This window comes from Marinomonas spartinae (assembly GCF_900089775.1).
GTDB classification, from domain to species: Bacteria; Pseudomonadota; Gammaproteobacteria; order Pseudomonadales; family Marinomonadaceae; genus Marinomonas; species Marinomonas spartinae.
In genome coordinates this window covers 43,523-56,273 of sequence record NZ_FLOB01000008.1, presented here as the reverse complement: position 1 = coordinate 56,273, position 12,751 = coordinate 43,523, and the positions used below count along the sequence as shown (strand labels likewise).

Annotated in this window: 14 protein-coding genes; 10 read left to right on the top strand and 4 right to left on the bottom strand. The window is 41.2% G+C overall.

Going from position 1 to position 12,751, the window contains the following annotated elements; genetic code table 11:
• The first annotated feature begins 5 nt into the window (after positions 1-5).
• Both MSP8886_RS15450 and MSP8886_RS15445 read left to right on the top strand, forming a co-directional pair.
• Positions 6-689, top strand: a complete 684-nt coding sequence (locus tag MSP8886_RS15450; protein WP_083200982.1) for a response regulator — start codon at positions 6-8, stop codon at positions 687-689.
• Between the two features lie 168 nt (positions 690-857).
• Positions 858-2,375, top strand: a complete 1,518-nt coding sequence (locus tag MSP8886_RS15445) for a fumarate hydratase (protein WP_067018047.1) — start codon at positions 858-860, stop codon at positions 2,373-2,375.
• Positions 2,376-2,468: 93 nt separating this feature from the next.
• Here MSP8886_RS15445 and MSP8886_RS15440 read toward each other — a convergent pair whose 3' ends face one another.
• Complete coding sequence (locus MSP8886_RS15440) at positions 2,469-2,771, bottom strand: ArsR/SmtB family transcription factor (RefSeq protein ID WP_067018045.1); 303 nt, start codon at positions 2,769-2,771, stop codon at positions 2,469-2,471.
• Positions 2,772-3,197: 426 nt separating this feature from the next.
• Here MSP8886_RS15440 and ehuB point away from each other — a divergent pair, with 426 nt between their 5' ends.
• The 8 genes from ehuB to MSP8886_RS15400 all read left to right on the top strand — a co-directional run bounded on the left by ehuB (position 3,198) and on the right by MSP8886_RS15400 (position 10,550).
• A complete protein-coding gene (gene ehuB, locus MSP8886_RS15435; protein WP_067018043.1) occupies positions 3,198-4,046 on the top strand; it encodes an ectoine/hydroxyectoine ABC transporter substrate-binding protein EhuB in 849 nt (282 codons plus the stop codon).
• A gap of 18 nt (positions 4,047-4,064) precedes the next feature.
• The gene (gene ehuC / locus MSP8886_RS15430; protein ID WP_067018041.1) at positions 4,065-4,724 is read left to right on the top strand and encodes an ectoine/hydroxyectoine ABC transporter permease subunit EhuC; all 660 of its coding nucleotides are present in this window, start codon (positions 4,065-4,067) and stop codon (positions 4,722-4,724) included.
• Entirely contained in the window at positions 4,724-5,401 is a 678-nt protein-coding gene (ehuD, locus tag MSP8886_RS15425) for an ectoine/hydroxyectoine ABC transporter permease subunit EhuD (RefSeq protein ID WP_067018039.1), read from the top strand. The genes ehuC and ehuD overlap by 1 nt, the downstream gene beginning before the upstream one ends.
• Positions 5,398-6,171, top strand: coding sequence for an ectoine/hydroxyectoine ABC transporter ATP-binding protein EhuA (ehuA, locus tag MSP8886_RS15420; protein ID WP_067018037.1), 774 nt, complete (start codon positions 5,398-5,400; stop codon positions 6,169-6,171). The genes ehuD and ehuA overlap by 4 nt, the downstream gene beginning before the upstream one ends.
• A gap of 199 nt (positions 6,172-6,370) precedes the next feature.
• Positions 6,371-7,543 carry a benzoate/H(+) symporter BenE family transporter gene (locus MSP8886_RS15415; RefSeq protein ID WP_067018035.1) on the top strand — a complete coding sequence of 391 codons (1,173 nt, stop codon included), beginning with the start codon at positions 6,371-6,373 and terminating at the stop codon, positions 7,541-7,543.
• A gap of 22 nt (positions 7,544-7,565) precedes the next feature.
• Positions 7,566-8,183: a GntR family transcriptional regulator gene (locus MSP8886_RS15410; RefSeq protein ID WP_245659113.1), complete on the top strand. Its 618-nt coding sequence runs from the start codon at positions 7,566-7,568 to the stop codon at positions 8,181-8,183.
• Positions 8,184-8,193: 10 nt separating this feature from the next.
• Positions 8,194-9,855 (top strand): tetratricopeptide repeat-containing response regulator, encoded by a 1,662-nt coding sequence (locus tag MSP8886_RS15405; protein WP_067018033.1) that lies wholly within the window; start codon positions 8,194-8,196, stop codon positions 9,853-9,855.
• Between the two features lie 2 nt (positions 9,856-9,857).
• Positions 9,858-10,550, top strand: a complete 693-nt coding sequence (locus MSP8886_RS15400) for a sensor histidine kinase (RefSeq protein WP_067018031.1) — start codon at positions 9,858-9,860, stop codon at positions 10,548-10,550.
• A gap of 88 nt (positions 10,551-10,638) precedes the next feature.
• Here the strand turns inward: MSP8886_RS15400 and MSP8886_RS15395 are convergent, their stop codons facing one another.
• The 3 genes from MSP8886_RS15395 to MSP8886_RS15385 are packed head-to-tail and all read right to left on the bottom strand — an operon-like array spanning position 10,639 to position 12,739.
• Positions 10,639-11,292, bottom strand: coding sequence for an ATP-binding protein (locus MSP8886_RS15395; protein ID WP_067018029.1), 654 nt, complete (start codon positions 11,290-11,292; stop codon positions 10,639-10,641).
• Positions 11,273-12,505, bottom strand: a complete 1,233-nt coding sequence (locus MSP8886_RS15390) for a response regulator (RefSeq protein ID WP_067018028.1) — start codon at positions 12,503-12,505, stop codon at positions 11,273-11,275. The genes MSP8886_RS15395 and MSP8886_RS15390 overlap by 20 nt, the downstream gene beginning before the upstream one ends.
• A gap of 27 nt (positions 12,506-12,532) precedes the next feature.
• Entirely contained in the window at positions 12,533-12,739 is a 207-nt protein-coding gene (locus MSP8886_RS15385; protein ID WP_067018026.1) for a DNA gyrase inhibitor YacG, read from the bottom strand.
• Positions 12,740-12,751 lie beyond the last annotated feature (12 nt).

The following is a 12,751-nucleotide window of genomic DNA, read 5'->3' as shown; positions in this document are numbered from 1 at the left end:
AGTTTGTGGGCATTAAAATAGTAGTGATTGACGATGAGTCTCAGATTCGTCGCATGTTACGAGTTGCTCTTGGGAGCGAAGGTTATGAAGTGATTGAAGCTGAGAATGGCGAAGCAGGGCTAATGACCATTGTTCGTCATCAACCTAACCTGGTCATTCTTGATCTTGGTTTGCCAGATATGGATGGACATCAGGTATTACGTGAAATGCGCTCATGGAGTTCGGTGCCGACCATTGTATTATCAGTACGAAATCATGATAAGGAAAAAGTTGCAGCATTGGATTCCGGTGCTCAGGACTACATTACGAAACCCTTTAGTGTCATCGAGTTGCTTGCTCGAATACGGGTGTGTTTAAGAGATAATATTAAGCCTGATCAACTGGCTGTTATCGACGATGGTAAGTTATACATCGATTTATCAAGGCGCGAGGTTCGTCTTAATGATGCTCAAATTGTTCTCACCCCTAAAGAGTATGGCGTATTGGCGATTCTAGCGAGTTCGCCTAATTGTGTTATTACGCAAACACAACTACTCAAAGAGATTTGGGGGCCGAGCCATATTGACGATACGCATTATCTGCGTATTGTTGTCAGTCATCTTCGTCAGAAATTAGGGGATGACCCTGTTAATCCAAAATATTTAAAAACTGAAGCAGGGGTTGGTTATCGTTTTTGTTTAGAAGAATGACTGGTTGTTTTTTGCTCGATGTTGCGAGGGTATACTGTATTCTTGCTATATTTATTTTGTGAATGCACTGTATATCTTGTCTAAATAGACTCTAGGTCTTTCTTTGCGCTCGCGCATCTTTTACCATTTTGCCTTCGATTGATTCGTAATCCTCAGCAGGAGAGATGCATGAGCATTATCAAAGAGAGTGATTTGATTGATAGCGTAGCAGACGCGCTGCAATTTATTTCCTATTACCACCCGTTAGATTTCGTTAAAGCCGTTCATGAAGCCTATGAAAGAGAAGAGAGTACTGCAGCGAAAGATGCAATGGCTCAGATTCTGATTAATTCTCGTATGTGCGCTGAAGGGAAGCGTCCGATATGCCAAGACACTGGCATCGTAACTGTTTTTATAAAAATTGGTATGAACGTTCAATGGGAAGGAACGAAGAGCGTCTCCGATATGATTAATGAAGGTGTGCGCCGCGCGTATACACTTCCTGAGAATGTCTTACGTGCTTCCATCCTGGCTGATCCTGCTGGTGCGCGCAAAAACACCAAAGACAACACCCCTGCGGTAATACATATGGAAGTGGTGCCCGGTGACACGGTAGAAGTTCATGTTGCCGCAAAAGGTGGCGGTTCAGAAAACAAATCCAAACTGGCAATGCTGAACCCTTCTGACGATATTGTTGAATGGGTCAAGAAGACGGTTCCTACTATGGGAGCAGGCTGGTGTCCTCCAGGTATGTTGGGGATTGGGATTGGTGGTACCGCAGAGAAGGCCATGGTCATGGCAAAAGAATCTTTGATGGAGCCTGTTGATATTCACGAGCTTAAAGAGCGTGGCCCTCAAAACCGTGTGGAAGAGCTTCGTCTTGCCATCTTTGATGCAGTCAACAACTTGGGTATTGGTGCGCAAGGTCTTGGTGGTTTAACAACGGTTCTTGATGTGAAAATCATGGATTATCCAACCCACGCCGCTTCTTTACCTGTGGCAATGATTCCAAACTGTGCGGCGACTCGCCATGCACACTTTGTCTTAGATGGCTCTGGCCCAGCGGATTTAGTACCACCATCTTTGGATGATTGGCCGGAAATTACTTGGGAAGTCGGAGATAGTGTACGCCGTGTTAACTTGAACGAAGTAACACCAGAAGAAGTTCAAAGCTGGAATCCCGGCGAAACCATCCTGCTAAATGGTAAGATGCTAACTGGCCGTGACGCTGCTCACAAGAAAATGGTCGAAATGATGGCCAATGGAGAAGAGCTGCCGGTTGACTTGAAAGGACGCTTTATCTATTACGTAGGACCTGTTGATCCAGTACGCGAGGAGGCGGTTGGCCCAGCTGGCCCAACCACATCTACTCGTATGGATAAGTTCACTCATACAGTCCTAGAAAAAACAGGTCTGCTTGGTATGATTGGTAAAGCCGAACGTGGCCCAATTGCTATCGAGGCTATTAAAGAATTTGGTGCTGTCTACTTAATGGCTGTGGGCGGCGCTGCTTATCTAGTATCAAAAGCGATCAAGAAAGCAGATGTAGTCGCTTTTCCTGAATTGGGAATGGAAGCGATTTATGAATTTGATGTGGTTGATATGCCAGTTACTGTTGCTGTCGACTCTAAAGGAACATCTGTACATGTGACTGGTCCAGCGGAATGGAAGGCTCGTATTGAAGAGCAAGCACTAGAAATTAAATAACGGCGATTTTTAGTCTTATTTATAGATCATTTAAAAGGCTGTCATCTACTGATGACGGCCTTTTTATTGAATTTAACTAAATAATTGAGTGATTTATAGTGTTTTTCTAAGAAGTTCAGCAAATTCTTCAATAATAGCCTCATTTCGTTGGTAATAGACCCACTGACCTTGACGAGTTGATGATACAAGCCCCGCACGTTGGAGGTTGGCTAAATGAGATGACACAGTCGATTGTGATAAGCCGGACTTTTCAAAAATTTTACCAACACAGACACCATACTGATAATTGGACTGTCCTTGAAACTCCAAATGAGGCATTTTTAACCAGCTTAGGATATCTCGTCTGGCTGGGTTAGAAAGCGATTTTATAATGTTGTCTAATTCATTTGGTGTCATTGGGCTAACCTGAGCTGATGTTCTAACTTAATTCGTGTCTTCTTAACCTAAACAGAGCGCTTATTTGCGCGTCATACTGAGTTTTCTACACGCGTAGTGTCACATTATACCGTTTCTTGAGTAGCTAAGGTACGAATAACTCGTCTAAGTCTCAGGCTTTCATATAAACCTGTTCATTCAAGGCAACTTCATCAAGAGTTTTTATGTTGCCTGTCTTAATCGTCCCCTTCTTTGGCGTATTTGTGTCAATGCCGTATATCCTAGCTGGGTTCTTAACTCGTTAAAATACAGGCCAAAATGTCTGAAACTATCAACCAAAAACATTACAGAACTAATTAATTCTTGATCATTTTCTGTAATTTATTTAGTGTTATAGAGTAGTTTTCTGGGAAATTCAGTGATAAATCACAAAAGGAAGAGGACAAAATGAAAAAAATAGTGGGAAAATATATTATATCTCTAATAACTTTTGCTGTGGCTTTTTTTGCCGTATCGGCCTCAGGCGATACTTTAACCAAGATAAAAAAATCAGGAACGGTCACCATCGGTGTAGCGAATGAGGTACCTTATGGCTACACAACACCGGAAGGGAAGCCAGCAGGTGAGGCGCCAACGATTGCAGTTCATGTTTTACATGAGCTGGGAGTTAAGCACGTTAAAGTCGTGGTAACAGAGTTTGGTTCTCTCATTCCTGGACTTCGTGCAGGGCGTTTTGATGTGATTGCCGCAGGCATGTACATTACTCCAAAACGTTGTAAACAAATTCTGTTTTCAAACCCAACTTATAGCATTGGCGAAGGCTTTCTGGTCAAAAATGGTAACCCTGCCAATCTTCATGGATATGGAGATGTCAAAAAGGATGATGTTAAGTTAGGGGTGATGTCTGGTTCTGTCGAATACGGTTATGCTCGTGACTTCGGCATAGGTTTAAGCAAAATTGTTGTTCTACCGGATTATCCATCTGGAGTAGCTGCTCTTAAATCTGGCCGAATTGATGCACTTGCGGGCACCAGCCTAACTATGGCGTCGTTGGACAAGAAGGACAACCATGTTGAGTTAGCACAGCCCTTCACGCCATTGAAGATCAAAGGTAAATCGATTAAAGGTTATGGTGGTTTTGGTTTCCGTCCATCAGACAAATCGCTACGTAATGCTTTTAACAAAGAATTAAAAGGCTTTATTGGATCAAAAGCACACCTTGCTATGGTTGAACCATATGGTTTTGGTAAGTACACCTTACCAGGCAATATGACGGCGGCAAAACTATGTCAATAAAATAAAGGAATCAGACTCATGGAATTTGGAGAAATAGTCTCCGTCTTACTTCAAGGCGCTGTTGTCACGATAAAAATCGTGGCAATGGCCTTGCCTCTCGCCGCCGTAATGGCCTTTATTTTCGGTTTGATACGACTCTATTCACCCGCGCCATTTAAGCAAATTGCTATTTTCTACATTGAGTTTTTCCGTGGGACATCAGCGTTAATTCAGCTTTATTGGATCTATTTTGTATTACCATTTTTCGGTATTACGATTGATGCCATGACAGCCGCAGTGGTGGCGTTGGGGCTGAATATTGGGGCTTATGGAACAGAAGTCGTGCGAGGCGCAGTGCAATCCGTACCTAAGGGGCAATACGAAGCGTCTATCGCATTGAACTTTACGGCGAGGCAAAGAGTTTGGCGAATAATTTTACCTCAAGCATTGGTTAATATGATTCCACCTTTTGGGAACTTAGCCATCGAGCTTGTTAAAGCAACATCGTTGGTTTCTTTAATCACAATTGGCGATTTAACCTTCAAAGCGAAATCTCTTGCGGATACGACATTACAAGTAGGGGAGATTTTCGGGGTTGTTTTATTGTTATATTTCATTATGTCTCAAGCCCTAGCACTTCTATTTAAATTGTTAGAAAAGCGCTTAAGTAAAGGTTTGGGACGCGGAGGTATCAATTGATGAATGGTTTTAGTTGGGATTGGGCATTTGCGTGGGAAGTGCTTCCTATGATTTTGTCTGCCGCTAAAGTGACGTTGTTAGCAACCTTACTGGGTAGTATTTTTGCCATTTTCATGGGGCTTGTGTTTGCTCTTTTACGCCGTAGCCCAAGTCGAATTCTTCGCAATAGTATATATTGGTTAGTCGAATTTATTCGAAGTACACCTTTGTTGGTGCAAATCTTTTTTCTATATTATGTGATGCCCGAGTTTGGCATCAGCATGTCTCCTTTGATGACAGGGGTGTTTGCTCTTGGTCTACACTATGGCGCCTATTTATCAGAAGTATTTCGAAGCGGGATTGATGGCATTGAAAAAGGCCAGTGGGAAGCTGCTCGAGCATTAAATTTAACAACAATCGATACCTATAAAGACATCGTTTTACCGCAAGCGATTCGTCCAATGATTCCTGCAACAGGCAATTATATTATTGCTATGTTTAAAGAAACGCCTCAGCTATCGGCCATTACATTATTAGAAATGTTACAGGTAGCAAAAATTATTGGTTCTGAAAACTTCCGCTATTTAGAGCCATTCACCTTAGTTGGAATTCTATACCTAGTGTTTAGTATTGTCGCGGCATTTGGTATTCATCAAGTAGAAAAACGCTTTCCTAAAGAAGGATTTACCCTAAAATGAGTACGCCTATTATTGAATTTAAAAACGTAAAAAAACGCTTTGGCGACACAACCATTTTTAGCGATTTTAATTTTACAGTAGAAGAGAATGAAATTGTCTCTATTATTGGGCCCAGTGGATCAGGTAAAAGCACACTTCTGAGGATTTTAATGACGCTTGAGGGAATTGACGGTGGTTATATTAATGTTGCAGGGGAGTCTTTGTGGCATATGCACTGGCAAGGTCAATACGTTCCGGCAAACAGCAAGCATCTACATAAAATGCGTAATCACTTAGGGATGGTGTTCCAGCATTTTAATTTGTTTCCTCATATGAGCGTGAAAAGAAATATTACAGAGGCTCCTATGCGCGTTAAAGGGGTCTCTCGTGAAGATGCGGAAAAGTCAGCAGAAAAACTACTCAATCTCGTTGGATTGGCAGATAAAGCTAATAGTTACCCAAATGATTTATCTGGTGGGCAAAAGCAACGGGTTGGCATTGCGAGGGCCTTAGCAATGAAACCGTCTATTTTGTTGCTAGATGAAATCACTTCTGCTCTTGATCCGGAGCTAGTTGATGAAGTGCTGGATGTGATTCGTAACCTAGTAAAGGAAGATAGCTTTACGATGCTGTTGGTCACTCATGAAATGTATTTTGCTCGTGAGATTAGCGATCGGGTATGTTTTTTTGATAAAGGTGCCATAGTAGAAGAGGGCAAGCCAGAAGAGATTTTTATCTCACCTAAGCATGATAGGACAAAAGCCTTCTTAAATGCCTACTTAGGGCAATAAGGGGGTATAACACTCTTAAGATATACCCCGTTTCATTCGGATCTCGTTAGATTAATAAATTAACCAAATTCAGAGTAAGCAATTATGCGTGAGTGCTCTGAATTTGGTTTTTTTATACCTAAATTCAAAAATGTATACAAAAATTATCTCCTTTCCGCTATGGTTGGTTTTTTCAATCATGCTGTTTGAGGATTCCAGTATGCAGTCTATACTTAAAGACTTAAGCTTTAGTGCAGTGATGGCAGGGTTAGTTGCGGTTCTCATCGGTTTCGCAAGCTCTGTTGCCATTATTTTTCAGGCAGCAAAAGCCGCAGGGGCAGACGTTCATATCACCGTATCTTGGATTATGGCGCTAGGTTTAGGCATGGGTCTTACCTGTTTTTTTCTTTCCTTATGGTATAAAACCCCTGTTATTACCGCTTGGTCAACGCCAGGAGCGGCTCTATTAGCAACCAGTTTAGGAAGTATCAGCTATGCGGATGCCATTGGCGTATTTATTTTTGCCGGTGTGCTGACTCTATTAACCGGTGTATCTGGGGTATTTGAAAAACTCATGCGACTGGTGCCAGTACCCATTGCATCAGCTATGCTTGCTGGAGTACTTTTTGAGTTTGGCCTAGGCATATTCACCTCGCTCAAAAGTGACCCTTATTTGGTTGCAACGATGATTGCAACTTACCTTGTTATTAAGTTAATTTCGCCTAGGTATGTTGTTCTGGCGGTATTAACCGTCGGTATTGTCTACGCCTTAGCGAGAAGTCATGGTGCTTTATTCACTAATATTCCCGTTGGTCTAGGGCAGTTTGTTTGGGTTTGGCCACAATGGAATCTTGGTGCGTTGCTCGGTGTTGGTGTGCCTTTATTTATTGTCACGATGACATCACAAAATATTCCTGGTGTGACTGTCATGAGAAGTAGTCGTTATAATACACCTGTTTCTCCATTAATTAGTTGGACAGGGTTAACCTCTATTGTCTTAGCTCCGTTAGGAGGTTTTGCCTTTAACCTAGCTGCAATTACTGCCGCTATCTGCTCTGGAGATGATTGTCATAAGGATCCTAAGCGTCGTTATATTGCAGGATTGTCTGCTGGTATTTTTTATACGGCCGCAGGGTTGGCAGGGACCTCAGTGGTGGCGCTTTTTTCGGCTTTCCCTCAAGCGATGGTTGCAGCCGTAGCGGGTATTGCATTGCTCGGAACCATCGCAATGAATCTAAAGAGTGCCATGTCTGACGATATGTGCAGGGAACCAGCGTTAGTAACATTTTTAGTTACGGCATCTGGCGTGTCATTTTTCGGCGTTGCTTCGGCATTTTGGGGAATTATTCTAGGAGGCATCTTTTTATTAGCATTTAAGCTTTTCAAAAGATGATAAGATCAAAGTAGGTTTGATTGTGCTTTCTGAGAAAATAAAAGACGATATTTTAAATAATGTGCTACCTAAGGGAACACCATTAAGGCAGGCTGAGTTATCAAAGCGCTATGGAGTAAGTAGAATACCAATACGAGACTCTTTACTTGCCTTAAAGGCAGAAGGCTGGCTAGTTCCCCATGGTAAAGCAGGGCTGATGGTTCCTCATTTAAATTGGAAGGAAGCAGAAGAACTGTATTTAATGCGGTCACAGTTAGAAGTTCTTCTTCTGTCATTCTCGTTTGATTTTATTAAACAAAAAGATATGTTAAAAGCACACAGTATCTTAAGTATACTTGAAAAAGATGAGCTAACATTAATTGAGAAGGGGCATTTGAATTGGCTTTTTCATGAAGCTTTATATTTGCCTGCCGATAAGCAAACCTTACAGAAGACTGTGTCTAGTATTAATCAACAAGTGACTCGTTATATTGGCTTTCAATATGGACCGATGGGCTATAAAAGCCAAAGCCAACAAGATCATCATGAGCTACTGACGTTGATTCAGTTAAAAAAGAAGTCGGCCGCGCTGTCTCTTTTGAAAAAACACATTGAGGACGCGGGTGAAAAGTTGACAACGTTTTTAAGGTCAATAGATTAATGGGTATGAAGTGAATAAAGACACTCTTAAAAAAACAAGCGCCCAGGCTTTTACATCTTATGCAAACTACTCAGCACTGATTGCTGATGAGTTTGAGAACTCTCGAAAATCTGTTAAGCAAATGTTAACGACAATTGGCATTGGGCAGATTGATCAAACTGCGACAGGAAAAGGGGTGATTGATGCATGTCGGGCAAAGAAATACGATCTGATTTTATGTGATTTTCGGCTAGGTAATGGGAAAAATGGTTTACAAGTGCTGGATGAGTTACGTCAGCTAAACCTCATCCAGCCCTCGGCTTTTTTTGTTATTATTTCTGCTGAGACAAGTCGTGATATTGTATTTGGTATTTTAGAATCATCACCAGATGATTACCTTGGTAAGCCTTTTACTGAAGGAGTATTAAGTAAACGAATAGAGCGCCTATTTGCCCAGAATGTTGAATTAGAAGATATAAAAAAGGCCTTTTCTAATAAGCATTATGAAAAAGTGGTAACACTATGTAATGCGCACATTCAGCATGAAGGCCGCTACTCTCCTTGGTGTAAACGAACCCTTATCGATGCCTATTTAGAATTAAAATCATGGGAAAAGCTGACGACCCTCTGTGAAGAGACGTTAGCCGTGAGAGACATAGACTGGGCTTTGTTGGGTCTGGTTCGTATGCACGTTGCCAAGGAGGACTGGAATAAAGCGATTAAATCGGCCCAGACTCTTGTTCAAAAATTCCCCCAGTGTATTCAAGCATATGACTTACTGGCGCTAAGTTTCGAAAATAAAGGAATGCATACTCAGGCTCAAGAAGTATTAGAGTCAGCCTTAAAGATCTCTCCATTGCGCCATGAGCGACAGCAAAAAATGGTCGATATCAGTTTAGAGAATGGTGACTCGCAGAGCGCGGTAAAAGCGAGTCAACAAACTCTCAAGCTTGTCACAAACACCATTAATGAGTCTCCCGAGCAGTATTTTCAATTAGCTGAAATTTTGTCTGAGGCGGCAACGGAATTAACCGGATCGGATAAAAAAAGAATGGCTTCTGAGGCGTTGGCTGCGCTAAATAAGGTCTCTAAAAAGTATACAAATGATCATGAAATTCGTATTAAAAAAGCACTATCTGAGAGTCGAGTTTATGCTCGCCAAGGGCAAACAAAGCTCCGTGATGAAACATTGGCATCTGCACAGAAGTTAATAGAGCAATCACCTGATTCAAACACAATCGATGTTCGTATTCAGCTAGGTAAGTCATTATATTTAGCAGGCAAAGAAGAAGAGGCTAAACAAGCATGGAAGGAGTTAGCCGCCAACAATACGTTAACAAGCGCTCAATCCAAAGCCATGTCCGATTTTTTAGATGAGCCTATTCCAATTGGTGCAAGAGGTAAGGCGAAAGCAATCAATGGCAGTGGATTGGCCGCTTACGCACAAAATGATTTTGATGAAGCAATTGAGTTATTTGAAGAAGCTATAAAAATATCGCCTCATCATCCAGGGCTTAATATGAACTATATTCAAGCGGCCCTAAAAAAGATGGAGAAAAAATCGAAGGACGCATTTTTATTAGCAGAATGTAAACAAGCCTTAACGAGAGCGGGTCATATTACATCGACTCATAAGCAGTATTCTCGTTATATTAAGTTGAAAAAGCTAATCTCTAAAAGTGAGCAATTATAGTCATGAACGACGTAGAAAGAAAAAATGAGTTTTATCACGTAATGGATGCGTCTATTCAAGATATGAAAAACTCTCTAAATTTGCTGCAGCATACGCTTGAGAAGATGCCAACAGATGATAAAGGGATTTCATTAGATAGATTTGAGGCAAAAACGCTGCACTATGAAGTCACTCGGCTACAAAATAGCACTGAGCAGCTTTATAGTCTTTATTTACTTGAAAATGAAAAATTGAGCTTGCAGTTCAAAGAAGTGTATATACTGGAGCTGATTGAAGAGAGAATGATTTCTCATGCTGCGCTATTGTCACGATTTAACGTACAAGTTGATTTTGATATTGATGAGCAAATATATGTTTATAGTGATGCAGCAATACTTTCTCAAGTTTTAGACATAGCACTGGTCAACGCGGCCCGATACACAGATAATCGTATTGATATCAAGGTTTGTCCTGTTGATGATGGTGCGATTATTACACTGGAAGATAATGGTCACGGCTACCCTGACTTTGTTTTGGAAGACTTTGCGAATGTGGTAACTGAAAAAGAGTTGGCTAATTTAACAAATCAAATGTTAGCTTGGTATTTCTGCCATAGCATTGCCCATATGCATCATAGTAAAAAAGTAAAAGGTTGGGTGAAGTTGGATAATGATGGCGAGTTAGGAGGCAGTCGTTTCCAGATTTTTATTCCCTGATATGGTGTTGGAATGCATAGTGCCACTAGGCTTTGTACTTATGTGGCACTCATTGATGATATAAATATATATGGGAGTAGAAGCCAGTTTATTGCGGGAGATAAATAGCTAAGCGAGCACCTTTTAACCTCGGTGAGCTTTCTTTTTTCAAGAAGCCTGATTTTCCTTTACTGATGTGGGCATTCGCTGAGAGCTGAGCAAAGTAGAGGCCTAGTCCCGTGTTGGATTCGACTAAATCTTCCTCTTCATTATTATCAAATCCATCTCCGTCGTCATCAATGCCAATAACGAGGTAGTCATCTTCTATAGCGGCATTGATTTCTATTGAGCTTCGGGCAAACCTCAGTGCATTATATACAGCAGTGCCTACGACGGCAGTCATCAATCTTTCATCAAATACACCCATCAGGTTTTCAGGGCATGCATAAGTTAATTTGAGGTTTTTTGCATTTGCAGAGCCGAGTAGTGCAAAGACCTGATCATCTAAAAATTCGTCAATAGAAAAGGTATCGACATGAAGCTGATACCCATCCGAAGCCAGTTTATATAAGTAAAGGTATTCCACCCACTCGTCATTGAGCTTTTTTAAAGACTCTTCAATAACCGTAATTTTTTTATTTTTACTATCACTCTCAGGAATTGACTCCTTGAGTCCTTGGAGCTGATATAAAAGAGTGCCAACTTGGTTCTTACTCTCATGGATGGCGCTTGCTAAGATAGTACTAATGTCCATTTTCTTCATTTTGTTCCCCAAAAGCGACGTGGTAATGAGTAAGTTGTTGGTCGGTTGGTGCTGTAGCCTCACCGGACTCTGCTTCTTGTTCCCAAAGCTTCAAAAAGCCCTTTGCTGTAACCAAATCTTTCTCTAACAGGGCCAATTCTAGTTGATAAGAATAAGTTTTTGCTCTGGTATCTGGCTCTTCGAAAAAATAACGATGTATTTTTTTAAGTGTAATATTAAATTGTTCTTTTTGTCTGCTTTGTAAGGGTGCAGACTCAGCGAGTTTGACAATGGACTCAATGTGGTGGAGATAGACCCCCGATGTATTGTAGCAAGAGTGTTTGGCAAGAAATACAGCACGGCGAAAAGCCATTTCTGCTGTTAAATAATCACCTATTGTAAAGCTTAGCTCGCCAAGGTGGATTTGTCTTAGTAAATTTTTGGGAGAGCGTTGCAGGGCTTCTAGTAGAATGGACTGCGCCTCGTGATGTTTTTTTTGCGCAGTTTTTATTTTAGCAAGCCAATCATAAGCACTAACAAAAAAGCGATTATCAAGCATCAACTGTCGAAATTTATTTTCCGCCTTATCGAGAATCCCCATGTAGAAACAGGCTTTGGCTTCACCAAAAAGAGCCCATGGCATCTTTCTATCTTGCAAGATATTGCCAAACAAGGTTAAAGCTTGCTCATATTGCTCTTTTTCTAATAGGCAATCGCCGATAACTCGTTGACATTTCCCCTCTAAAGAAGGGTGCTGTTCCATAACCTTTTTTGCTTCTTCCATGGCCTTATCGTAATCTTTTTGATCTAAGGCTTTATTGACTGTATAGAGGCGACTCTTCATCTCTAACAGCTTGCTTAAGCGTCGTTGTAAAACAGCTTGTGAAAACGGCTTGGTAATGTAGCCATCAGGTTGGAATTCAATAGCCCCCATTACCATTTCGATAGACGTTTCCGCCGTTACCATCAAGTAGGTCGCAGTATTAGGAATAAGATTGGAGTGTCGAACTTCTTCCAAAAGTTGTTGGCCGTCTTTACCATTACCGAGGTTGTAATCAGATAAAATAACATCAAAAGATTGTGTTTTTAGTAGCTCCATCGCTGTTTCCGCTTTCATCGCAATTTCAATGTGCTGAAAGCCAAAATCGCTTAGCATTTTCTTTTGCATGATGCGAGCTTCGGCCATATCTTCTATGAGCAAAGCTTTTTTATTTGCAAAATCGCTACTATCCATACAAGGATCCGTTTTGTCTAATGAGAGTTAAAGAAATGATTTATTTGGGTCTGACTCTAGCGTACCGGAAAATATTTCCTCTTCATCTGATGTCTGCTGTGGGATGGCGTAAGACTCGCTAGCCCATTCCCCTAGGTCAATTAACTTGCATTTTGCACTGCAAAAAGGGCGATCAACATTATCGGTGCTCCATTCTGTTTTTTTTTGGCAAGTAGGGCATGCAATCATGGTCATTTTTAATACTCG

Bases quoted from the DNA above. Each gene is read 5' to 3' on its own strand.
- ehuC (WP_067018041.1), top strand. From the start codon at position 4,065: ATGGAATTTGGAGAAATAGTCTCCGTCTTACTTCAAGGCGCTGTTGTC.
- MSP8886_RS15395 (WP_067018029.1), bottom strand. From the start codon at position 11,292: ATGAAGAAAATGGACATTAGTACTATCTTAGCAAGCGCCATCCATGAG.
- MSP8886_RS15445 (WP_067018047.1), top strand. From the start codon at position 858: ATGAGCATTATCAAAGAGAGTGATTTGATTGATAGCGTAGCAGACGCG.
- ehuA (WP_067018037.1), top strand. From the start codon at position 5,398: ATGAGTACGCCTATTATTGAATTTAAAAACGTAAAAAAACGCTTTGGC.
- ehuB (WP_067018043.1), top strand. From the start codon at position 3,198: ATGAAAAAAATAGTGGGAAAATATATTATATCTCTAATAACTTTTGCT.
- MSP8886_RS15400 (WP_067018031.1), top strand. From the start codon at position 9,858: ATGAACGACGTAGAAAGAAAAAATGAGTTTTATCACGTAATGGATGCG.
- MSP8886_RS15415 (WP_067018035.1), top strand. From the start codon at position 6,371: ATGCAGTCTATACTTAAAGACTTAAGCTTTAGTGCAGTGATGGCAGGG.
- ehuD (WP_067018039.1), top strand. From the start codon at position 4,724: ATGAATGGTTTTAGTTGGGATTGGGCATTTGCGTGGGAAGTGCTTCCT.
- MSP8886_RS15390 (WP_067018028.1), bottom strand. From the start codon at position 12,505: ATGGATAGTAGCGATTTTGCAAATAAAAAAGCTTTGCTCATAGAAGAT.
- MSP8886_RS15440 (WP_067018045.1), bottom strand. From the start codon at position 2,771: ATGACACCAAATGAATTAGACAACATTATAAAATCGCTTTCTAACCCA.
- MSP8886_RS15385 (WP_067018026.1), bottom strand. From the start codon at position 12,739: ATGACCATGATTGCATGCCCTACTTGCCAAAAAAAAACAGAATGGAGC.